This window comes from Leclercia sp. LSNIH3 (assembly GCF_002935105.1).
In the GTDB taxonomy this organism is placed as follows: domain Bacteria; phylum Pseudomonadota; class Gammaproteobacteria; order Enterobacterales; family Enterobacteriaceae; genus Enterobacter; species Enterobacter adecarboxylatus.
In genome coordinates this window covers 2488571-2511319 of the sequence record NZ_CP026387.1, presented here as the reverse complement: position 1 = coordinate 2511319, position 22749 = coordinate 2488571, and the positions used below count along the sequence as shown (strand labels likewise).

17 protein-coding genes and 1 pseudogene are annotated in these 22749 nt (G+C 55.9%); 17 read left to right on the top strand and 1 reads right to left on the bottom strand.

Annotated features, from left to right (window positions below; all coding sequences use genetic code 11):
- The first annotated feature begins 112 nt into the window (after positions 1–112).
- The 17 genes and pseudogenes from fdnG (at position 113) to C3F35_RS12045 (ending at position 21724) form a co-directional block, all read left to right on the top strand.
- The gene (gene fdnG, locus C3F35_RS12120) at positions 113–3163 is read left to right on the top strand and encodes a formate dehydrogenase-N subunit alpha (protein WP_103793401.1); all 3051 of its coding nucleotides are present in this window, start codon (positions 113–115) and stop codon (positions 3161–3163) included.
- A gap of 12 nt (positions 3164–3175) precedes the next feature.
- The gene (gene fdxH / locus C3F35_RS12115; RefSeq protein WP_032615361.1) at positions 3176–4078 is read left to right on the top strand and encodes a formate dehydrogenase subunit beta; all 903 of its coding nucleotides are present in this window, start codon (positions 3176–3178) and stop codon (positions 4076–4078) included.
- A complete protein-coding gene (gene fdoI / locus C3F35_RS12110) occupies positions 4075–4710 on the top strand; it encodes a formate dehydrogenase cytochrome b556 subunit (RefSeq protein WP_032615363.1) in 636 nt (211 codons plus the stop codon). Before fdxH ends, fdoI begins: the two co-directional genes overlap by 4 nt.
- Positions 4707–5636 carry a formate dehydrogenase accessory protein FdhE gene (gene fdhE / locus C3F35_RS12105; RefSeq protein ID WP_059306941.1) on the top strand — a complete coding sequence of 310 codons (930 nt, stop codon included), beginning with the start codon at positions 4707–4709 and terminating at the stop codon, positions 5634–5636. Before fdoI ends, fdhE begins: the two co-directional genes overlap by 4 nt.
- A gap of 199 nt (positions 5637–5835) precedes the next feature.
- Positions 5836–7527 (top strand): ShlB/FhaC/HecB family hemolysin secretion/activation protein, encoded by a 1692-nt coding sequence (locus C3F35_RS12100; protein WP_103793400.1) that lies wholly within the window; start codon positions 5836–5838, stop codon positions 7525–7527.
- Between the two features lie 2 nt (positions 7528–7529).
- Complete coding sequence (locus C3F35_RS12095) at positions 7530–8042, top strand: toxin-activating lysine-acyltransferase (RefSeq protein WP_103793399.1); 513 nt, start codon at positions 7530–7532, stop codon at positions 8040–8042.
- A gap of 18 nt (positions 8043–8060) precedes the next feature.
- Positions 8061–16778, top strand: coding sequence for a hemagglutinin repeat-containing protein (locus C3F35_RS12090; protein WP_103793398.1), 8718 nt, complete (start codon positions 8061–8063; stop codon positions 16776–16778).
- Positions 16775–17035, top strand: coding sequence for a hypothetical protein (locus C3F35_RS12085; protein WP_059306936.1), 261 nt, complete (start codon positions 16775–16777; stop codon positions 17033–17035). The genes C3F35_RS12090 and C3F35_RS12085 overlap by 4 nt, the downstream gene beginning before the upstream one ends.
- Before the next feature lie 127 nt (positions 17036–17162).
- Positions 17163–17408 carry a glycohydrolase toxin TNT-related protein gene (locus C3F35_RS26675; protein ID WP_071886405.1) on the top strand — a complete coding sequence of 82 codons (246 nt, stop codon included), beginning with the start codon at positions 17163–17165 and terminating at the stop codon, positions 17406–17408.
- Positions 17409–17579: 171 nt separating this feature from the next.
- Positions 17580–17735 (top strand): hypothetical protein, encoded by a 156-nt coding sequence (locus tag C3F35_RS26670; protein WP_156107304.1) that lies wholly within the window; start codon positions 17580–17582, stop codon positions 17733–17735.
- The gene (locus C3F35_RS12080; protein WP_032615377.1) at positions 17732–17974 is read left to right on the top strand and encodes a hypothetical protein; all 243 of its coding nucleotides are present in this window, start codon (positions 17732–17734) and stop codon (positions 17972–17974) included. The genes C3F35_RS26670 and C3F35_RS12080 overlap by 4 nt, the downstream gene beginning before the upstream one ends.
- Before the next feature lie 6 nt (positions 17975–17980).
- Positions 17981–18913, top strand: a pseudogene (locus tag C3F35_RS12075) (VENN motif pre-toxin domain-containing protein); the annotation flags it as partial.
- Between the two features lie 295 nt (positions 18914–19208).
- On the top strand, positions 19209–19850 hold the full coding sequence (locus tag C3F35_RS12065) for a hypothetical protein (protein ID WP_230431080.1): 642 nt from the start codon (positions 19209–19211) through the stop codon (positions 19848–19850).
- Positions 19847–20092: a hypothetical protein gene (locus C3F35_RS12060; protein WP_032615381.1), complete on the top strand. Its 246-nt coding sequence runs from the start codon at positions 19847–19849 to the stop codon at positions 20090–20092. The genes C3F35_RS12065 and C3F35_RS12060 overlap by 4 nt, the downstream gene beginning before the upstream one ends.
- 44 nt (positions 20093–20136) lie before the next feature.
- On the top strand, positions 20137–20361 hold the full coding sequence (locus C3F35_RS12055) for a hypothetical protein (protein WP_032615383.1): 225 nt from the start codon (positions 20137–20139) through the stop codon (positions 20359–20361).
- Between the two features lie 31 nt (positions 20362–20392).
- A complete protein-coding gene (locus C3F35_RS12050) occupies positions 20393–20830 on the top strand; it encodes a hypothetical protein (RefSeq protein WP_032615385.1) in 438 nt (145 codons plus the stop codon).
- 333 nt (positions 20831–21163) lie between these two features.
- A complete protein-coding gene (locus C3F35_RS12045; protein WP_103793397.1) occupies positions 21164–21724 on the top strand; it encodes an Ail/Lom family outer membrane beta-barrel protein in 561 nt (186 codons plus the stop codon).
- Positions 21725–21772: 48 nt separating this feature from the next.
- On the opposite strand, the gene fabY is transcribed toward C3F35_RS12045, so the two are convergent.
- A complete protein-coding gene (gene fabY, locus C3F35_RS12040; RefSeq protein WP_158251939.1) occupies positions 21773–22714 on the bottom strand; it encodes a fatty acid biosynthesis protein FabY in 942 nt (313 codons plus the stop codon).
- Positions 22715–22749: the final 35 nt, after the last annotated feature.

Below are 22749 nucleotides of genomic sequence, written 5' to 3'. Positions count from 1 at the left end.
GTAACCGTAAAGTAAAACTCTAAATACCCAAATAACACGTGTTGCAGGCAAGCAGCAAAACGCGCCTGCGGCTCGCCTTATTAAGGTAGCAATGTCGAAACAAGGAGTGACCATGCAGGTCAGCAGAAGGCAGTTCTTTAAGATCTGCGCTGGCGGTATGGCAGGCACCACGGCGGCGGCACTGGGCTTTGCGCCCGGCGTAGCGCTGGCGGAAACTCGGCAGTATAAACTGCTGCGCACCCGCGAAACCCGTAACACCTGTACGTACTGCTCTGTCGGCTGTGGGCTGTTGATGTATAGCCTCGGCGACGGTGCAAAAAACGCCAAAGCATCTATCTTCCATATCGAAGGTGACCCGGATCATCCGGTTAACCGCGGGGCGCTTTGTCCGAAAGGGGCAGGTCTGGTGGACTTCATTCACTCGGAAAGCCGCCTGAAATTCCCGGAATATCGCGCGCCAGGCTCTGACAAATGGCAACAAATCAGTTGGGAAGAGGCGTTCGATCGCATCGCTAAACTGATGAAAGAAGACCGCGATGCCAACTTTATGGCGCAGAACGCAGAAGGCACCACCGTTAACCGCTGGCTCTCCACCGGTATGCTGTGTGCCTCTGCTTCCAGTAACGAAACCGGCTATTTAACCCAGAAGTTTACGCGCGCACTCGGTATGCTCGCGGTCGACAACCAGGCGCGTGTCTGACACGGACCAACGGTAGCAAGTCTTGCTCCAACATTTGGTCGCGGTGCGATGACCAACCACTGGGTCGACATCAAAAACGCCAACCTCATTGTGGTGATGGGCGGTAACGCCGCTGAAGCGCACCCTGTCGGGTTCCGCTGGGCGATGGAAGCCAAAATCCACAACGGTGCGAAACTGATTGTGATCGATCCCCGCTTTACGCGTACGGCGTCAGTGGCGGATTTCTACACCCCTATTCGTTCAGGTACTGACATCACTTTCCTGTCAGGCGTACTGCTGTACCTGATGACTAACGAAAAATACAACCGCGAATACACCGAAGCCTATACCAACGCCAGCCTGATCGTGCGTGAGGATTACCACTTCGAAGATGGCCTGTTCAGCGGTTACGACGCCGAAAAACGCAAGTACGACAAAACCAGCTGGAACTACGAGCTGGATGAGAAAGGCTTTGCGAAACGCGACACCACCCTGCAACACCCGCGCTGCGTGTGGAACCTGCTGAAAGAGCACGTTTCCCGCTATACGCCGGAGGTGGTGGAAAACATCTGTGGGACGCCGAAAGCCGACTTCCTGAAGGTGTGCGAGATGATCGCTGAAACCAGCGTTCACGATAAAACCGCGTCGTTCCTGTATGCCCTCGGCTGGACGCAGCACTCTATCGGCGCGCAGAACATCCGTACCATGGAGATGGTTCAGCTGTTGCTCGGCAACATGGGGATGGCGGGCGGCGGCGTGAACGCCCTGCGCGGTCACTCCAACATCCAGGGTCTGACCGATCTCGGCCTGCTGTCGCAAAGCCTGACCGGTTATATGAACCTGCCAAGCGAAAAACAGACCGACCTGCAAACCTACCTGACGGCCAGCACGCCAAAACCGCTGCTCGAAGGCCAGGTGAACTACTGGGGCAACTATCCGAAGTTCTTCGTCTCAATGATGAAGGCCTTCTTCGGTGACAAAGCAACGGCGGAAAACAGCTGGGGCTTTGACTGGCTGCCGAAGTGGGACAAGGGCTACGACGTTCTGCAGTATTTCGAGATGATGCACCAGGGCCAGGTTAACGGCTATATCTGCCAGGGCTTTAACCCGGTAGCCTCGTTCCCGAACAAGAACAAGGTTGTCGCCTCTCTGTCGAAACTGAAGTTCCTGGTCACCATTGACCCGCTGAATACCGAGACCTCGACCTTCTGGCAGAACCACGGCGAGTCGAACGACGTCGATCCGTCGAAGATTCAGACCGAAGTGTTCCGTCTGCCGTCCACCTGCTTCGCGGAAGAAAACGGCTCTATCGTCAACTCTGGCCGCTGGCTGCAGTGGCACTGGAAGGGTGCGGACGCCCCGGGCATCGCCATGAACGACGGCGAGATCCTGGCCGGTATCTTCTTACGCTTGCGTAAGATGTACGCCTCTCAAGGCGGCGCGAACCCGGAACCGGTGCTGAACATGACCTGGAACTACTCGACGCCGGAGAACCCATCCCCGGAAGAAGTGGCGATGGAGAGCAACGGTAAGGCGCTGGCGGATGTTATCGACCCGGCTACCGGTGTTGTTCTGGCGAAGAAAGGCGATCAGCTCAGCACCTTCGCGCACCTGCGTGATGACGGCACCACCTCTAGTGGCTGCTGGATCTTTGCCGGAAGCTGGACGCCGAAAGGCAACCAGATGGCCAACCGCGATAATGCCGACCCGTCAGGGCTGGGCAATACGCTGGGCTGGGCATGGTCCTGGCCGCTGAACCGCCGCATTCTTTATAACCGTGCGTCTGCTGACCCGCAGGGCAACCCGTGGGATCCGAAGCGTCAGCTGCTGAAGTGGGACGGCGCGAAATGGGGTGGCGTGGATATTCCTGACTACAGCACCGCGCCTCCGGGCAGCGATGTCGGGCCGTTTATCATGCAGCCTGAAGGGATGGGACGTCTGTTTGCTATCGACAAGATGGCGGAAGGGCCGTTCCCGGAACACTACGAGCCGTTTGAAACGCCGCTGGGCACCAACCCGCTGCACCCGAACGTGGTCTCTAACCCGGCTGCCCGTATCTTCAAAGGCGACTTTGAAGCGCTGGGTAAAAAGGACAAGTTCCCGTATGTCGGCACCACCTACCGTCTGACCGAGCACTTCCACTACTGGACCAAGCACGCGCTGCTTAACGCCATCGCGCAGCCGGAACAGTTCGTGGAGATCGGCGAGAAGCTGGCGAACAAGCTCGGCATTGCCCACGGCGATACCGTGAAGGTCTCTTCCAACCGCGGCTACATTAAAGCCAAGGCGGTAGTGACCAAGCGTATTCGCACGCTGAACGTAAACGGTCAGCAGGTAGATACCATCGGCATCCCGATTCACTGGGGTTACGAGGGCGTGGCGAAGAAAGGGTTCATTGCGAACACCCTGACGCCATTCGTTGGTGATGCGAACACGCAGACGCCGGAGTTTAAGGCCTTCCTCGTGAACGTGGAAAAGGTGTAACGGAGACGACTTATGGCTTATCAATCGCAAGACATTATTCGTCGTTCCGCGACTAACAGTTTCACCCCCGCGCCTCAGGCGCGGGACCACCAGCAGGAAGTGGCGAAGCTTATCGACGTAACCACCTGTATCGGCTGTAAAGCCTGTCAGGTGGCCTGTTCGGAGTGGAACGACATCCGTGACGAAGTGGGTCACAACGTTGGGGTGTACGATAACCCTGCCGATCTGACCGCTAAGTCCTGGACGGTGATGCGCTTCTCGGAAGTGGAACAGAACGACAAGCTGGAGTGGCTGATCCGCAAAGATGGCTGTATGCACTGCGCGGACCCGGGCTGCCTGAAGGCCTGCCCATCCGAAGGGGCAATCATTCAGTATGCCAACGGCATTGTCGACTTCCAGTCTGAGCAGTGCATCGGCTGCGGCTACTGCATTGCGGGCTGTCCATTCGACGTGCCGCGCCTGAACCCGGAAGACAACCGCGTCTACAAATGTACGCTGTGCGTCGACCGTGTGAATGTCGGCCAGGAGCCAGCCTGCGTGAAGACCTGTCCAACCGGCGCCATTCATTTTGGCTCCAAAGAGGACATGAAAACGCTGGCGGGCGAACGCGTCGCTGAGCTGAAAACCCGCGGTTACGACAACGCTGGCCTGTACGATCCGTCCGGGGTTGGCGGTACGCACGTGATGTACGTGCTGCACCACGCCGACAAGCCGAATCTGTATCATGGCCTGCCGGAGAACCCGGAAATCAGCGCCACGGTTAAGTTCTGGAAAGGCATCTGGAAGCCGCTGGCCGCCGTCGGTTTTGCCGCGACGTTCGCTGCAAGTATCTTCCACTACGTCGGCGTTGGTCCAAACCGCGCGGAAGAGGAAGACGACAACCTGCATGAAGAGAAAGACGAGGTGCGCAAATGAAAAGACGTGACACCATCGTGCGCTACACGGCGCCGGAACGTATCAACCACTGGGTCACCGCCTTCTGCTTCATGCTGGCGGCGATAAGCGGGCTGGGGTTCTTCTTCCCCTCCTTCAACTGGCTGATGCAGATCCTCGGTACGCCGCAGCTGGCGCGCATCCTCCACCCGTTCGTTGGGGTGGTGATGTTCGCCTCGTTCATCATCATGTTTTTCCGTTACTGGCACCACAACCTAATCAATCGGGATGATATCTTTTGGGCGAAGAATATTCGTAAGATCGTCGTCAACGAGGAAGTAGGTGATACCGGACGCTATAACTTCGGCCAGAAATGCGTATTCTGGGCGGCGATTATCTTCCTGGTGCTGTTGCTGGTCAGTGGTGTGATCATCTGGCGTCCGTACTTTGCGCCTGCTTTCTCAATCCCGGTGATCCGATTTGCGTTAATGCTGCATTCATTTGCCGCAGTGGCGTTAATTGTGGTTATCATGGTGCATATCTACGCCGCCCTTTGGGTGAAAGGCACCATTACCGCGATGGTGGAAGGCTGGGTTACTAAGACGTGGGCGAAGAAACATCACCCGCGCTGGTACCGTGAAGTCCGCCAGAAACAGGAAAAGTCATCTGAATGAGTATTCGCATAATCCCGCAAGATGAGCTGGGTTCGAGCGAGAAACGCACGGCGGAAGTGATTCCGCCGCTACTGTTCCCCAGACTGAAAAACCTCTACAACCGCCGCGCTGAACGCCTGCGCGAGCTGGCAGAGAACAACCCGCTTGGCGATTATCTGCGCTTTGCCGGGCTGATCGCCCATGCCCAGGAAGTGGTGCTGTACGACCATCCGTTGCAGATGGACCTGACCGCGCGCATCAAAGAGGCGAACGCTCAGGGCAAGCCACCGCTGGATATCCACGTCCTGCCGCGCGATAAGCACTGGCACAAGCTGCTGAATTCGCTGATTGCCGAGCTAAAGCCCGAGATGAGCGGCCCTGCCCTGGCGGTGATCGAGAACCTCGAGAAAGCCTCTGAGCAGGAGCTGGAGCAGATGGCGAGCGCGCTCTTTGCGTCCGATTTTGCGTCGGTCAGCAGCGATAAAGCGCCCTTTATCTGGGCCGCCCTGTCGCTCTACTGGGCGCAAATGGCCAGCCTGATCCCAGGTAAAGCCCGCGCCGAATACGGCGAAGCACGCCAGTTCTGCCCGGTGTGCGGTTCGATGCCGGTCTCCAGCATGGTGCAAATCGGGACGACCCAGGGGCTGCGCTATCTGCACTGCAACCTGTGCGAAACCGAGTGGCACGTGGTGCGCATCAAATGCAGCAACTGCGAGCAGACCCGCGATCTGCACTACTGGTCGCTGGAGAATGAGCAGTCTGCGGTGAAAGCCGAAAGCTGCGGCGACTGCGGCACCTACCTGAAGATCCTGTACCAGGAAAAAGACCCGAAAGTGGAGGCCGTCGCTGACGATCTCGCTACCCTGATTCTGGACGCAAAAATGGAGCAGGAGGGCTTTGCCCGCAGCTCTATTAACCCGTTCCTGTTCCCGGGTGAAGGGGAGTAATTCCCTGTGATAATGCCGGGCGGCGTAAGCTTGCCCGGCTTGTCAATCCCAAACCTCCTCCGTTTCTGGACATCACAGCCGCTTGACATAGCGCTATTTTTTTCAGAATTCATTTAGCCGCTAAACGTAGAAAACCCTCTTTTAGTACGTCACTATCCCTGCAACAAAACATTACATTATGTAAGGGAAAGTGTTGGAAATGGAATTCCGGCTATTACGATTACGGATTAAGAGAACCGTCTTTTTCATCTGCGTGCTTCTCAGTCTTTCATCAACGGCTGTCGCGGCACCGGCCGATGCGCAATTTATCCTTCAGCAGCAACGCCAGCAGGCGCTGGAAGCCCAGCTAACGCCTCAAACGCCCGACGTTCGTCTGCCCTCTCCCGCGAATAGTGAAGATAGCGGTGAATTCGCAGCCGAAACGCCCTGCTTCACGATTCATGACGTCACGCTGTCTGGACAGGATGCGTTCCCGCACTGGGTGCCACTGCAACGCATAGCGAATCAGGCTGTGGGTAAATGCCTGGGTGCTAAAGGCATCAACCGCGTCATGAGCCTGCTGCAAAACCGCCTTATCTCCCACGGCTGGACGACGGCACGCGTGCTGGCTCCTGCGCAGGATTTAAAAAGCGGGCATTTAGCGCTGGCGGTTATTCCGGGGAAGATCCGCCAGGTCTCGTTAACCGACGACAGTAGCCGCTGGCTATGGCTGTACAGCGCCTTCCCGGCGCACGACGGCAACCTGCTGGACCTGCGGGACATCGAGCAGGGTCTGGAGAACCTTCAGCGCCTGCCTACCGCTCAGGTCAAGATGGACATCATTCCGGCCGAACAGCCGGGCGAAAGCGATATCGTGATTACTCGCCAGCAGAGCAAGTTCTGGCGGCTTGGCCTGTCGCTTGATGATTCAGGCACCTCATCCACGGGCCGCTATCAGGGCGGGATGACGCTTTCGCTGGATAACCCCCTGGCGCTGAGCGATCTCTTCTGGTTCTCCATTAACCACGACCTCCAGACCGGGCCGGAAAAAGGCAATCAGAACCTCAGCGCCCACTGGTCCGTTCCTGTGGGCTGGTGGGCATTTTCCGTCACCGGCAGCGACTATCACTATCACCAGTCCGTCGCCGGGCTAAACGGCGATATTCGCTACAGCGGGAAAAGCCAGAGCATGGTGGCGCAGGCCAGCCGGGTGCTGCACCGCAGCAGCGCGCAGAAAACCACGTTCACCTGGGACGTCGAAAGCCGGACAACGAAAAACTACATCAACGACACCGAAGTGGAGGTGCAGCGCCGCCACGTCTCCTCCTGGAAGGCCGGGCTTCAGCATCGCCACTATATCGGCCCCGCCACGCTCGATGCGGGCATCAGCTATCAGCGCGGCACGCGTTGGTTTGGCGCGCAGCCTGCTCCTGAAGAGACGTTCGATGAAGCCACCGCGTTAGGCCGCATTCTTCGCACCCATGCACGCCTGAGCCTGCCGTTTGAACTGGGCACGCAGCGCTTCCGCTACGACGTGGCCTGGCAGCGTCAGACCAGCAACACGCCGCTCACCTCGCAGGATCAGTTTTCCATCGGCGGGCGCTGGACGGTACGCGGCTTTGACGGCGAACGTACGCTTAGCGCCGATCGCGGCTGGCTGGTGCGCAACGATCTCTCCTGGCAGGCCCCGCTTGCCGGCACCGAGTTCTATCTGGCCGCCGACTACGGCGAGGTTGCCGGCAAGGGGACGGAATACCTGACGGGCAACCATTTGGCCGGTGGTGCCGCGGGCCTGCGCGGCGCCCTCTGGAAAGTGGGATACGACGCCTTCGCGGGCGTGCCCTTCTCCCGCCCCGACGGCTTCAAAACCAGCCCGGCGACCTTCGGCTTCAACCTGAATATGGATTTCTGAGTATGCGTTATGGCGAATTGACGGTTCATTGTCCGCTCCTCCACACCGTCACGCTGAATGAAGCCGAAGTGCTTGGTGCGTCGGTGTGGCTCTGGATGCATTCACTCAGTCACCGTGACGCGCCGCTGCACGCCCTCCCAGTGGTGTTACTGCCCATCATTAAACGCCAGCAGTACGTGCTGGTAGAGGAGAAAGGACGCCCGATCTTTTTCCTGAGCTGGGCATGGATGAGCGAAGAAGCCGAACGCCGCTACCTCACCGAAGCAACGGTTGTCCTCCCGGAGGAAGACTGGTGTAGCGGCGACCGCTTGTGGTTTCGAGACTTTATCGCGCCATTTGGCCACGCGGAAACCCTGTTCCGCCTTCTGCGCAAGGAGATTTTCCCGCACCACATTGCGCGCTCGCTCTGGCATCGCGGCAATGAGAAAGGCCGTCGCATCAACACATTTTATGGCAAGCAGGTCACGCGCGATGCGCTGCTGAACTGGAAGAAAAAGCACCCGCTGCACGGATAAAAATAAAAGGATTTCACCATGAATAAACGCCTGTATCGCATCGTCTTTAATAAAGCCCGCGGCATGCTGATGGTCGTCTCCGAGCTTGCCCGCAGTTGCGCGGGCACCTCGCCATCTCCCGGGATCGGACGCAGCCTTCAGCGCCTTGTCTGCCGCGTCGGGGCGCTCAGCTTTGCCCTGTGGCTGGCCTCCGGTGCGGTAACGATACAGGCCGCGGGCATCGTGGCGGACGCCTCAGCGCCTGGCAAGCAGCAGCCTACCGTCATCAGCACCGCCAACGGTACGACGCAGGTGAATATCCAGACCCCATCGGCAGGCGGCGTGTCCCGCAACACCTACAGTCAGTTCGACGTTGGCCGGGACGGGGTCATCCTGAATAACTCCCATAAAAATACCTCAACCGAACTCGGCGGGATGGTGACCGCCAACCCGTGGCTGGCAAAGGGCGAGGCGAAGGTCATCCTCAACGAGGTGAACGCACGCAACCCAAGCCAGCTCAACGGTTACATCGAGGTGGCCGGACAAAAAGCCGACGTAGTCATCGCCAGCCCGTCGGGCATCACCTGCGACGGCTGCGGCTTTATTAACGCCGGGCGCGCCACGCTGACGACCGGTACCGCCCAGATGCAGGATGGCCGGATAACCGGGTATCAGGTGGAGCGCGGTGACATTACCGTGAACGGCAGCGGGCTGGACTCTACCCGCCAGGAGCACACCGACATCATCGCCCGGGCGGTTCAGGTGAACGCCGCCATTCACGCGCAGGATTTACGCGTCACCACCGGGCGCAACGCGGTGGATGCGGCTCATGAAAAGGTTTCCGCCCTTGCGGATAAGGGTGCGGCAAAACCCGCGCTGGCGCTGGATGTCGCGCAGGTCGGCGGCATGTACGCCGGTAAAATCCGCCTGCTCGGAACGGAAAAAGGCGTCGGGGTGCGCAACGCGGGCAATATCGGCGCGGAAGCTGGGACGGTCACCCTCTCTGCCGACGGACGCATTGAGAACAGCGGCGCCCTCTGGTCTTCAGCGGACGCGACCCTCTCCAGCACGGCCTCCGTGCAAAACAGCGGTTCGATTGCCGCTGAGCATAACGTCAGCCTGACCGGCACGGAGATCGCCAGCACCGGCACGCTGGCTGCGGGCGTGCTGTCCGATGGCAGCATCGGCAATGATGGCAATCTCACGCTGAACGCCAGTGGCACGCTCAATATGCACGGCCTGAATGCAGCAGGCGGAAACATCAAAGCCGTGGGTCAGGGGCTGGATGCATCAGGCAGCGTGACGCAGGGGAAGACCATTACCCTTAACGCCGGACAAGGCGCTCTTAGCACCCGCAGCGCGCAGATCGTTGCCCGGGACACGCTTAGCGCGGCCACCTCAGGCACACTCGACAATAACGGTGGCCTGCTCGCCGCCGACCAGCTCACGCTCTCGGCAAAACGCCTGCAAAACCAGAAAGGTCAGATAAGCCAGAGCGGGACACGGGCGCTGACGCTGACCCATCAGGACGGCCTTGATAATCGCGAAGGTGTGATTGCCGCCAACGCCACGGTCAACGTTAACGCCGCGTCGCTGGATAACCGCAAGGGCCAGATTGTCGCCGCCGATACCGGCACCCTGACCATAAAAACCGCTGGCCTGACGGACAACCGCGAGGGCGAACTGGCGGCGGCAGACAGCCTCAGCGTGACCGCCGACAGGCTGGACAACAGTGGAGGCTTTATCGGCGCTGAACAAGGCCGTGTCGGGCTGACCAGCAGCAAAGCGCTGATGAATGCCGGCGGGACGATTGCCGCCCGCGATACCCTGACGCTCGACAGCGCCGGGTTGAATAACGATGAAGGTTTGATTCAGTCTGGTGCGGACACGATCGTCGATACCCACGGCAACAGCATTTCAAACAGAGATAACCAGACGACGGGCGGCATCGTCAGCTTTGGCAAACTGCACGTGAACGCTAGCAGTATTAACAACCAGCACGGCATGCTTGCCGGGGTGAAAGAGACTGAAATTTGGGCCAAAAACGTAGATAACCGCGACGGCACGCTGGCCTCTGATTCTACCCTGCAACTGCATGCGCATGCCGTTGACAACCAGCGCGGTACGCTCAGCACCGGGAACGACCTGTCGCTGGCGCTGGCTGATAACCTGGACAACCGCAACGGCACCCTCAGCGCGGCTGGGTCGCTGAGTATTCATGCCGGGGCGCTGGATAATACGCAAGGTACGCTGGTATCCGGTAAGGATGCGCGAATAGACACGTCCCGGATAACTAACCAGAGAGGGCTGATTGCCGCCCGGAGCGATCTTGCAATCACCGGGCAAAGCCTGAACAACGACAGCAGCGGGCTGGTACAGAGCGGGAGCGATCTCACCCTGGCCGTTGAACATATCAACAACCGCAACAGTGGCGATATGGGCGGCATCGTGAGCCAGGGCAACCTGTCGATCAAAACGACCGATCTGCAAAATGATGCGGGCGTCATCCTCACCGAAAAACAGGCCACGCTGGACGCCACACGCTTTAGCAATATTGCCGGAACGCTGTTTGCCCTGGATACGCTGACGCTGGCCACACACAGTGATAGCGACAACCGTCAGGGGATCATTCAGGGAAGCGGGATCGTTCTTGATACCCACGGCTATCAGCTGGATAACCGCGAGGGGACGCTCTACAGCCTGGCGGCCATGCAACTTGCTACCGCCGGGCTGAACAACCAGAACGGTACCCTGGGCACAAAGGGTGATTTTTCACTGCTGGCAACCTCGCTGGATAACCGTTCCGGCGGGCGTCTGGTTGGCGAGCAGGGAATGGCCCTCACCCTCGACCGTCTTGATAACCAGGACGGGCAGATCCAGTCTCTGGGTGAGTTGGTGGTGAACGCCGTATCAGGTGCAATCGACAACACGCGGGGCCTGATCCGCAGTGGCGCAACGGTGACGCTCAACGCAGCCTCACTGCTCAACCGCAATACTCAGGCCGAAGAAAAGGGCATTGAAGGGCTGGATGTGACAATCCACAGCCAGCAGCTCGAGAATGCCCAGGGAACGGTGCTGGCAGGCAAGACACTCTCCATCACCAATGCCGGAACCCTCGATAACACGCAGGGCGAGCTGTCCGCCGCTGGCAAGCTGTCGCTAAGTGGAGCAGCCATGCGGCTCCTCAACACCGATGGTGTGGTCATCAGTGGCGAGCGCGTGAACATTGACGCGAGCGATGTCACGGGTGATGGTCAGTTGCTGTCGCTGGGCGACATGGCGCTTCGCACACGCCAGGCCTTTAACAACACGGGTGATATTATCGCCAACGGCAGCGTCACGTTTACCACGCCAGGCCGCGTGACTAACGCCGGTAATCTGCTGGCCGGTACAACGCTTGACCTCACTGCCACCAGCCTCTTCAACGCAGCTTCCGGTGAAATAGCCGCAGGGGCAACCTGGCTATCGGTTGCCGGTTCGCTCGACAACTATGGCCTTATTGATGGTAGCCAGACGTGGCTGCGTGCCGGGACCTTAACGAACGCGGGCACCGGCCGTATCTATGGCGACCATCTCTCGCTGCAGGCTACCACGCTGAATAACCTGGCTCAGGGCGGAAAAGCGGCGACCCTCGCCGGGCGTCAGCGTGTGGATATTGGCGCAGACACCATAAACAACCGCGATCATGCGCTGATCTACAGTGACGGTGCGCTGGCTATCGGCGGACAGATCGATGCCCGTGGTTTTGCCACCGGTCAGGCGAAGACGCTGAACAACCATAGCGCAACGATTGAATCTGCGGGTGATATGGCGCTGTCCATCAGCCTGATTAATAACGTCAACGATCGTTTCAGCACCGACGTGGCGCTGATCTCCACGGAGGAGATGCATGAGTATCAGCACAGGGGATCGCCTGACCGCTGGGACGCGAATACCGCAGGGGTTTTTGTCGACCGTAACTCTGCCGACCGCTTGCTGAATCTCAACACCCCGGACGATACCGGGGCCAATAATGATAACTTCTACGAATACAGCTACACCCGCACCATCGAAGAAGAGGTCATTACCGAGAGTGACCCGGGAAAAATCCTCTCCGGTGGAAATATGCTGATCGCTGCACACCAGGTGCTGAACGATAAAAGCCAGATTGTGGCAGGAGGAACGCTCGGCATCTTCGCCGATTCAGTAGACAACGTGATGCCAGAAGGCAGCCGCTGGATCACCGATGCAGGCTCGGTGACGCACTACAGCCGTAAATCCAAAAAAGGCGGTGACTCTCAGGGTAAGAGCACCTCAGACTACACGCCGCCAGTGGTGATCCAGTCCATCACCCTCAACCCCGGACGCATGGAGGGCAACAGCCAGGCTGAAGGCAGCGACATTTCCCTCTCCCCTGCCACCGCGCACAGAACGGACGCCACGCTCCAGGAAGTGGGCAGCCTGACGGTTGGCGTTGAAACCACCGTACCCGGGCAGGGGGCGTTGTCCCCTGAACTGCCTGCCGGAAATACCCCAGCGAAATGGATCGAAATGCCTGCCAGCGATGCGCAGGACGTGGTGATCCGTGCGGCAGGGCCAGACACCCGACTGCCAGACAGCAGCCTGTTTAATACCCTACCCGATCCGTCGGCGGCGTATCTGGTTGAAACCGATCCACGCTTCACCAACAACAAAACCTGGCTCGGCAGCGACTACATGCAGAATGCGTTCGCGACAGATCCGAACAACGTGCATAAGCGCCTCGGCGACGGTTACTACGAGCAGCGACTGGTACGCGAGCAGATCATCGCCCTCACCGGTGGGCGCTATCTGGGCGACTACCGCGATGACGAAGCCCAGTTCAAAGCACTTATGGATACGGGGATTGCTTTCGGACAAGAGCATCAGCTTATCCCGGGCGTGGCGCTCACCGCCGAACAGATGAGCCTGCTGACGGAGGACATGGTCTGGCTGGTGAATACACGAGTGCAGCTTGCAAACGGTAGCTGGCAAACGGTGATGGTGCCCCAGGTGTATGTTCGCGTACAGCCTGGCGACATTGACGGTTCCGGCGCGCTGATGGGGGGCCAGAACGTCGTGATGAACCTGAACCGTGACCTGGTCAACAGCGGCACAATTCATGGCCGTGAAGTGGTCCAGCTTAGCGCCGACAACATCACTAACAGGGCGGGGACGATTCAGGGGGCAGACGTCAGCCTGCTCGCCCGTACGGACATCAATAACATCGGCGGCACAATTTCCGGCAACCATTCCGTACTGGCCTCTGCCGGACGGGACATTAACATCACTACCACGACCCGCAGCGCACAGAGCACCGCCGGGAAAAACAGCTTTGAACGCACCGCCATTGAACGTGTGGCAGGGATCTACGTCCAGGGCGATGACGGTAAGCTGGTGCTAAACGCCGGGCGCGATCTCAGCCTGACCGGGGCGCAGGTGGTGAACAGCGGCAGCGACAGCCAGACGGTGCTTAACGCCGGGCGGGATCTGAACCTGTCGACCGTTACCACCTCGACCAGCGATAACCTGACGTGGGATAAAGACAACTGGCTGAAGCAGTCCGTCACGCAGCAGGTGGGAAGCCAAATCTCCGGCGCTGGCGACGTTACGATGATAGCCGGACGCGACGTGAATGCACAGGCGGCCTACGTCGAGGCGGGTGACCGACTCGGCGTGGGTGCGGGACGTGATATTTCCATCATGGCCGCCACTGAACGCAGCGAATTTGAGTCGCACCATAAATCTACTGGCAGCAGCGGCGCGCTGTCGAAAAAGACCGTGACCACCCACGATGTGGTCAACCGTGAGACCGCACAGGGGGCCGTGTTGAGCGGCGACACCGTGATACTGCAGGCAGACAATAATCTGCTTGTTCAGGGCAGTAATATCGTTGGCGATAACGATGTCCACCTGGCGGCAGGCAACAACCTGACCCTGACCACGGCGGAAGAGCACAACCAGGAGAGCCATCAGCGACAGGAGAAAAAATCGGGCTTCTCCGGCACGGGCGGTATTGGTTTCAGCTACGGCAAGCAGAGCCTGAAGGTCACTGACACCGCGCAGGACACCACGCATCGCGGCAGCACCATCGGCTCCATTAACGGCAACGTCACCCTGAGCGCGGGCAGCGACCTGAACGTCCACGGCTCGGAGCTGATTGCCGGGCAGGACATGACGCTGGCCGGGAAAAACGTCAGCATCACCGCCGCCAGCGACAGCGGCACCCAGACCCACACCGTTGAGCAGAAAACCTCCGGCCTGACCCTTGCGCTCTCCGGCGCGGCGGGTGGTGCCCTCGACAGCAGCGTCCGCACCCTGAAGCAGGCCGGTGAGACCGACAACGACCGCCTCGCCGCCCTGCAGGCGGTGAAAGGCGCCCTGACCCTCGGACAGGGTGCACAGGCCGTCGTGCTCGACCAGGCCACCGGCGACCAGAAGGGCAATGACAACACCATCGGCGTTAGCCTCTCTTACGGCAGCCAGTCGTCAACATCCACCCAGACCAGCACGCAGACTACCGCAAAAGGCAGCAGCCTCACCGCCGGGAATAACCTCACCGTGGTGGCAACGGACGGCGACCTGCTGGTTCACGGCAGCCAGCTTGATGCCAGCAATGACCTGTGGTTACAGGCGAGCCAGGACGTGAACCTGATATCTGCCCTGAACACCTCCACGCTCGACGGCAAAAACGAAAGCCACGGCAGCAGCGCGGGCGTGGGTATCGGCTATGGCTCCGGCGGCCTGGGCATCAATGTCTCCGCCAGCGTCAACGGCGGCAGGGGGACAGAGCGCGGCAACGGCACCACCCACACCGAGACCATGGTGAACGCCGGAGAGACGCTCAGCATCGTCAGCGGCCGCGACGCCACCCTTGCCGGGGCGCAGGCCAGCGGTAAAACCGTCGTGATGGATATCGGGCGTAACCTGACCCTCGTCAGCGAACAGGACACCGACCGCTACGACAGCAAACAGCAGAACGCCAGCGCGGGCGGCAGCTTCACCTTCGGCTCGATGAGCGGCTCCGCCAGCGTTAACTACAGCCGCGATAAAATGACCAGCGACTATGCCTCCGTGAAGGAGCAGACCGGCATTTTTGCAGGCTCCGGCGGGTTCAACATCACCGTGGGCGACCACACGCAGCTCGATGGCGCGGTTATCGCCTCCACCGCCACCGCGGACAGGAACCATCTCGACACCGGAACGCTCGGCTGGCGCGATATTCACAACACCGCCGAATACGACGTGGACCATCAGAGCGTGGGCATCAGCACCGGCGGCAGCATCGCCGGGCAGTTCGCCGGGAACATGGCAAGCAACCTGCTGGCCGGGGCGGACAGCAGCGGCAGTGCGGAGGGGACGACGCACGCGGCTGTCGGGGAAGGAACCATTACCGTTCGTGATGGCGCAAACCAGACGCAGGATATCACCACCCTCTCCCGCGACATGGAAAATGCCAACGGCAGCATCGACGCCATCTTCGAGAAGGAGAAAGAGATGCGCCGGATGGAGGAGGCGCAGCTTATCGCGGAAATCGGCATGCAGGTGGCGGATATCGCCCGTACCCAGGGTGAAATCGCGAAGCAGGAGGCCATGAAGGACCCGGCAGCCTTCAGCGCCGCAGAGGAGAAGCTGAGGGCCGAGGGCAAGAGCAACCCGACCCCGCAGGAGATAGCCGACCAGGCCGGGCGCACGGCAATGGAGCAGTACGGCACGGGCAGCGACATGCAGCGCGCCATCCAGGCGGCTACCGCGGCCGTTCAGGGGCTGGCGGGCGGCGACATGACCGCCGCGCTGGCCGGGGCTGCCGCTCCGTACGTGGCGGAGGTTATCGGGCACCGTTCCGGGCTGGACGACACGATGGAAAAAGCTGCCGCTCACGCAGTGGCGAATGCTGTGCTGGCCGCAATGCAGGGGAAAGACGCGCTCGCGGGTGCCGCGGGTGCCCTGGCCGGGGAGCTGGCAGGGACGATTGCGCTGGAGATGTACGGGAAGGATGTTGCTGCGCTGAGTGAAAGTGAAAAGCAGACCATCAGCGCCCTGGCAACGCTTGCCGCAGGGATAGCGGGCAGCGTTGCGGGAGACGGCACGGCCAGTGCCATTGCGGGGGCCGAGGCCGGGAAGACGGTGGTTGAGAATAATACGCTGAGTATACCGTCGGGTATGATGAATTACGGACAGGCCGCTGCTTCATGGAACCAGTACGCAGTAGATAACAATCTGACGCCAGAACAAACGCAGGCAGGGCTGAATAAGCTGGCAAAAGGTGATTTACCGGAAGGTGCTAATATCAGCAAAGCCATTGTTGAAGGTTATCAGGACGGTGTATTTATCGCCGATGCATTCTATCTTGCGCCTCAAATAGCGATAGCCAAAGGTATTATCGGAGCGGTAATTGGAGGTGGGGCAAACTCGGCTTTCCAGTATATGAATATGGCACCTGACGGTGAGTTTAGTTATTATAGCGCAACTGTTGCAGCAGGGGCAGGTTATCTGGCTCCGGGATATAATATTGGCGGGAACACTCTGATTAATATGGGCGGAGCCTTTATGACTGATGGACCGAGCTTGTCTGGTCAGGGAGGCGCTATTGCAGGTTCACTGGCTGGGGGAACTTTCGGAAAATATGCGCCGGACTTACTTGCGCCATATGCTGGTAGCGCTTCTGGTGTTTTAGGTGATATAGGCGCGGCACTGATATTCGAGTCGATAAATGACAGAACGAAAAATATTGTCAATGAGAAAGAGAAAAAACAATGAAAAGAAAAATGACTTTGAGAATATCTATCTTCTTATTTTTTTATCTTTTTACTGCATTTTTTCTGTTAGGTATTGCAGCAAGAATTGTAACTGGGTTTATTGCTTCCGGTGAGATATATCTACTTCAGGAAGAATTAGTTAAATCGGCAAAAATGAGTTTTGTAGCAGGGGCTTTAGGAACATTGGTTTCCTTCATCTTCTACAAAATAGACGAGTACAATGCTCGTAAAAAGCCGCCCACAGGCCCTGACAAGTGATCCAGGCGACTAAAACCCCCGCCTTCCAAAGCGGGAATTTTTGCTTTTTATTCGTCTTCACAGCGTATCAAGCAGTCATCATTAGGAGCCAAAACACAACAAACAACGAAAGCAATTAATTCATTCGATGAATATGAAGGATAATGTCACTCTTAGCGCAAAAGCTCGTGAATCTTCTAATTTCAACCAGTTCAGTAAAGCTGAGGGGGCCATTCAGGAGTCACTGGGTATTTGGCCCCCTAACTGCGGTGCTTATGGCCCTGTAAATAAAGTCACGCTACCGACGGGTGCAACTATTGATCGATATGGATACCCAGGCGGCAGTTTTATGTCACCTGTTGGTGTACCTTTTGAAAATCGAGAATTACCTTAATCTTATGATACGACGATACCGTACTTTCAGTACGAAAGTATTATGTTAATACCAGATATCCCAAAATCAAAGAGCTTGCCATGGTTCGGACAAAAGTACTGGTACTCAATATGAACTACTTCAATCAATTGAATATTTTTTGGATAACGATTAAATGAAGTGAGTGAATAAATGAAGGTTCACGAACTTATAGATCAGGATTATGGCCTTTCAAAGAAAATGAAACCAAGCAATATTCTTTGTGATTTCGGTGACATTAGAGCCTCTTTCCCCTCTGAATATGGCGGAAAAAAAATTGAACCAGTTATTAAGGATTCGCTGAAATGAAATACATCAATGAAAAAGCATTAAATCTTCTGATGTTATTTATCGTATGTGTAATGGGAATTACAATTACATTCTTATGTATAGCACTGTCGGTGGACATTTTAGTTTGGATACTGACTGGCTCTTTTGATTTAACAAAAATAGAGATATTAAAAATCATTAAAATTGGCTGTGCTATTGGCTCTTTTACTGGCGCGATTTTTGTTATTGCTAATCTATTAAAATTAAGGGGGTTTTAAGGGAGGAAAGCCGCCGCCCACGCAGTGGCGAACGCCGTGCTGGCCGCGATGCAGGGGGAAGACGCGCTCGCGGGTGCCGCGGGTGCGCTGGCCGGAGAGCTGGCAGGGGCAATTGCGCTGGAGATGTACGGGAAGGATTTCAACAAGCTGGATGAGACGGAAAAGCAGACCATCAGCGCCCTGGCAACCCTTGCCGCAGGGATAGCGGGCGGCGTTGCGGGAGACGGCACGGCCAGCGCCATTGCGGGGGCCCAGGCCGGGAAGACGGTGGTTGAGAATAACCTGATGGCAGGGAGTGAGGATGTACAGGTTGCGTGGTTACAACAGCACAGAACTGATATGGCGAGCTGCGCAGATGAACCATCTTCAGCAAGCTGCCAGAAAGCAATGAATGAACGGGATGTCGTCGGACTGGCACTGGCAAGCGGTGGCGTGGCGTTGTTACCCGGTGGTGCTCAGGTGATGTGGGGGCTTGGTGCTGCCGCTAATGCCGGGGTCAATTACTGGGCAGATGACGCCATTGACCCGGCGAATGCCGCTATCGCTGGTTGGGTAAACGTATTCAGTATGGGGAACGGAATTGTAGGTACTGTTGGCTGGAATGCGGCAGGGGGTGCGTTTGGTAACTGGATTGATAACAAAGACCGGCTGTCGGGTGCTCTTATCACTGGTGCCGGTTCGGGTATTGGTTATGGCATTGGTAAAGGACTTTCATGGGGGGTCAATACCGGGGCAAACTGGTGGAAAGGCGGCTGGGATCCAAAGTTTAATGCTGATCTGAGACGGTTTACTGAAGTGAAGGGAGAACTTGGGCTTTCAAAAGAAATGACACCTAGTTATTTTCCAGGCATGTTTGGCGATATTGGCGGTAGCTTGGGCTCTGAGCTCAGCGGGAAGTATATAGATCAGAAAACCTCTCATAAGGATCGTAAAAAATGAGAAAGCAAAATACGTTTCTACACTTGGCCCTTTTTATCACATTAAGTGTTGTATCTATTTTTTTGACATCAATGACTTTATATGCAGGAGGGGAGGTGTTGTTTTTATTTTTTAAAGGTATACCAATAAATTTTACTATGGGAAATATATTCCTGCTCTGCAAGATTAGTCTCAGTGTGGGAAGCTTTGTCGGGAGTGTAATGTGGATAGCCCGGTCATTAAAAATAAAGGGATTCTAAGTCGTTGTTGAAAATAATGTGCTGGCGGCGTTGCGGGGGCGCAGTGAGGAAAGACGGTGGTTGAGAATAACTCGCTGGCCCATGTACTGGCAGCAGCAGAAGCGAACAAACCGGGGACAGCAGAGAAATGGCAGGAAGAACAACAGGCGGCGATTAAGGAGGCCTGCAGTGGTGAAACACCGATATCGTGTGAAACAGCGATAGCCGCGATGGGAAGTGCTATGGCATGGCCGCTGTTGCCGGGTGCAGCAGCAACGACCAGTTTGATAGGTGCTGGGGCAAATGCAGGCGTTGGATTACTGATTAACCATGAAATAAATCCAAATGATGTCATTCTGGGTTACTGGACTGGGGCACTAACGGCAGGGACCGGATTGTGGGGTACGATGGTCGTAAATGCTGGTAGTGGAGCAACATCAAATTATCTTAAAGGTGATGATCCTCTGAAAGGTGGAGCGATCAGCGGAATTGCTTCTGGTCTGGGTTATAATGCTGGAAAATTGATTGAGATGCCGCTTGATAAAGCCTTTAACCCAATGAAACCATGGAAAGACTGGATCTGGACTGATATTGGAAAAGGGATATCCAAACCGCTATCGATCAATCAAACGCCGGGTATTGCTGGCAACATAACAGGTACAGTAACAACAGAATATGCGAATGACCGAGCAGGAAAAGCTACGGAGGGTAACAAATGAAAAATTGTGTATCAAAATTGCTTTTAGTCTTACTCTACTTACTCATTTCTTTGCCTTTTGGAATATTTGTTGCTGCTGTGGCTATGCAAGTTTTAATAAAGCTATTTTATTTATTCACTAGCGGGTTAAATTTCGATTTAGGATCAATTGATTTTGCGAAAATTTTCAAAGGGAGTGTTGCGGGAGGGGTTATTGGTGCCATAGGTTGCTGGTATATCTACTATCAGCAAAGTAGGAAATAACAGAATTCCGATATCAGAATGAGTTATGGTGAAGAATCACCTATTTGTCGAGGCGGACAACTGAAGGCACCACGCACGCGGCCATTGAAAACGGCACGGTGGTGGTTCTTGACACCGCAAACCAGACGCAGGATATCGCCACCCTCTCCCGCGACACGGAAAATGCCAACGGCAGCATCGACGCCATCTTCGATAAGGAGAAAGAGATGCGCCGGATGGAGGAGGCGCAGCTTATCGCGGAAATCGGTCGAAAGATTGGGAACTTATGACAGCAATCTGAATAGGATTAAGGACTACTATATGTTTGGCATTTTCCCAGAGGATAAACCAGTGGATGTTGAGGGTGAGCTTGTCTTACCTGCATCAATAGTTATTGATGATTTTTCAGAAATAATCAATATCCCTTTATCTTACTGGAATATAAATGACTATAAAAAATCATGGTTAAGCTCACTTGAAAGTGGTTTGGCAAGTAAGAAGCATGCTACTTTAGTTGTCTCAATGTATGAACCTGACCACACGAATTTTATATTCACTTGGGTTTTATATTTCCATGGAAATAGAGTTTTCGTGCAAAACGAAATATTATTCCTCGATGAACATCCTGATTTTACAGTGGATAAAATCAATGATTTTATGGAACCACGCGTTACTCATAATGAAGATGGTATGAAAATATCTGAATGGTGTACCGATCTAAAAAGTGTTTTGGATTTTATCAATAGTCTTAACGATTAAAAATCATCTGGCCGCCTCGCCGGGATTCGCCTTGAATCACTACTTCCGGCACATTTTCACCGGTTAATCTCCCGCGTCACACACCGCCCCAGGAACTTCCCCAACCCCTTATGCACTTCCAATTTATTTATACAGGTGATACTTAGACTTTCCAGACCATTTCACAGCCAATAAATATTCACCGCCCCCTCTCCATACTCAGCAAATAAAAAAACATTCATAACCAAGCTATAAATATCTTCCTAAAAATAGATCGCCAGAGCTGAACCCTCTATTTTTACTTCTACCATCCCTTTAAAATCCCCTCATCAAAAACACTAAGGGAATATATAAATGAATAAAATATCTTTGGCAATTCTGCTGGCATTCACCATGGCAAGTGGTGCAACTTTCGCTAACGAACAAACGTTAGCTGTTGGCTATGCCCACGCCGACGTGCAAAAATTTAACAGTCTGAGCGGCGTAAACCTGCAATATCGCTACGAATTGAACTCACCGTTAAGCATCATTGGCTCTTTAACCTACATGCAGGGCGATGGTTTCGCCCAATATTATGTGGCTAATGACTTCGTAAAAAACGATGTTGATGTGAAATATTATTCCGTACTGGCTGGTCCGTCATACCGTATTAATGATTATATTTCCCTGTATGCCCTGGGCGGTATCGCTTATGTCAAAGCATCGGGAACGACAAAGTGGATTAATGCTACGCTGGACTATACCGGTCATGATAGTCTTTCTGAAAAATCGACCTCTTTTGCCTATGGCGCAGGTCTGATGATTAATCCAGTCGAAAATGTCTCGATGACGCTCGGCTATGAAGGAACAGAAGCCGATCTGAATGGTAATTACGCCATCAATGGGTTTATTTTGGGTATTGGCTACCGCTTCTGATATCACGTGAGAGTTATCTTCTGAAAAGATAACTCTCTTTAAATATCCCTACTCCTCTTCATTCCCCCCTTCCTCATACGCGCCATAGGGCTTCGCAGGCAGAACAATATAGGTGCCTTCAAAGACCGCGCCCAGCGTTTCATCGCCGAACAGTTCAACCTGCATTTGTACGCGCGCCTTGCGGCCACGTGCCAGACGGTCGAGATCGCCGCCCAGTGCGCCGAGGTCAGCTACCGCGCTTGGCTTACCGCTGATCGGGGCGCTGTAACGAATATGGGCATCGGCAAGAATAATCGTGCCGCCAAGATGGCGCTCGCGCAGCATCAGCCAGATAAGCCCCCAGCCGGTGAGCGTGGCCAGAGAAAACAGGCTGCCGGCAAACAGCGTATGGTGCGGGTTCTGATTGCCGATCTCCGGCATGGTGGTGATAAATTTTTGCCCGGTGTACTGCTGAATGCGCACCCCCATCTTTTCGCTCAGCGGGATGTGCTGATACCAGGCCTGCTGCAGCTGACCGCACCAGTCGGCACGATGCAAAATATCATCCAGCGAAGCGATGGGTTTGATCATCAAAAAGTGGCGAATCGGGGTGGTTTGCGGCGTGGTGATTTCGCCCTGGTTTATAAAACCCAGCTTGGCAAAGAACTCGACCGCATCTTCACGCGCGCTACAGGTGACGCGCTTCACGCCCTCCTGACGGGCAACAGACTCCAGCGTCATCGCCATCAGCGTACCGAGACCTTTATCCTGTACGCTGGGGTGCACCGCCATAAAGCGAATGGAGGCTTCATTATCGGCATTGATATACAGCCGCCCGACGGCGACAAGGTTGCCCTCTTCATCCATGACCATCTGGTGATGCGCCATGGCATCCCAGGCGTCGCGCTCCGACCCTTTCGGCTGATGCAATGGCTTACGCAGCATCTCCCAGCGGAACTGATAATAAAGCGCCAACTCTTCTTCCGTTTGCGGTACTCGAAGGTGATACATAGCTGTAGTCTCTCTTGTTACCCGCGGCCATGCCG

What these genes read in the sequence shown, in the direction of transcription:
- C3F35_RS12090 (WP_103793398.1), top strand. Translation starts at nt 8,061, where the DNA reads ATGAATAAACGCCTGTATCGCATCGTCTTTAATAAAGCCCGCGGCATG.
- C3F35_RS12050 (WP_032615385.1), top strand. Translation starts at nt 20,393, where the DNA reads ATGTTTGGCATTTTCCCAGAGGATAAACCAGTGGATGTTGAGGGTGAG.
- C3F35_RS12100 (WP_103793400.1), top strand. Translation starts at nt 5,836, where the DNA reads ATGGAATTCCGGCTATTACGATTACGGATTAAGAGAACCGTCTTTTTC.
- fdoI (WP_032615363.1), top strand. Translation starts at nt 4,075, where the DNA reads ATGAAAAGACGTGACACCATCGTGCGCTACACGGCGCCGGAACGTATC.
- fdhE (WP_059306941.1), top strand. Translation starts at nt 4,707, where the DNA reads ATGAGTATTCGCATAATCCCGCAAGATGAGCTGGGTTCGAGCGAGAAA.
- C3F35_RS12095 (WP_103793399.1), top strand. Translation starts at nt 7,530, where the DNA reads ATGCGTTATGGCGAATTGACGGTTCATTGTCCGCTCCTCCACACCGTC.
- C3F35_RS12045 (WP_103793397.1), top strand. Translation starts at nt 21,164, where the DNA reads ATGAATAAAATATCTTTGGCAATTCTGCTGGCATTCACCATGGCAAGT.
- fabY (WP_158251939.1), bottom strand. Translation starts at nt 22,714, where the DNA reads ATGTATCACCTTCGAGTACCGCAAACGGAAGAAGAGTTGGCGCTTTAT.
- C3F35_RS26670 (WP_156107304.1), top strand. Translation starts at nt 17,580, where the DNA reads ATGAAGGTTCACGAACTTATAGATCAGGATTATGGCCTTTCAAAGAAA.
- C3F35_RS12080 (WP_032615377.1), top strand. Translation starts at nt 17,732, where the DNA reads ATGAAATACATCAATGAAAAAGCATTAAATCTTCTGATGTTATTTATC.
- fdxH (WP_032615361.1), top strand. Translation starts at nt 3,176, where the DNA reads ATGGCTTATCAATCGCAAGACATTATTCGTCGTTCCGCGACTAACAGT.
- C3F35_RS26675 (WP_071886405.1), top strand. Translation starts at nt 17,163, where the DNA reads ATGAATATGAAGGATAATGTCACTCTTAGCGCAAAAGCTCGTGAATCT.
- C3F35_RS12060 (WP_032615381.1), top strand. Translation starts at nt 19,847, where the DNA reads ATGAAAAATTGTGTATCAAAATTGCTTTTAGTCTTACTCTACTTACTC.
- C3F35_RS12085 (WP_059306936.1), top strand. Translation starts at nt 16,775, where the DNA reads ATGAAAAGAAAAATGACTTTGAGAATATCTATCTTCTTATTTTTTTAT.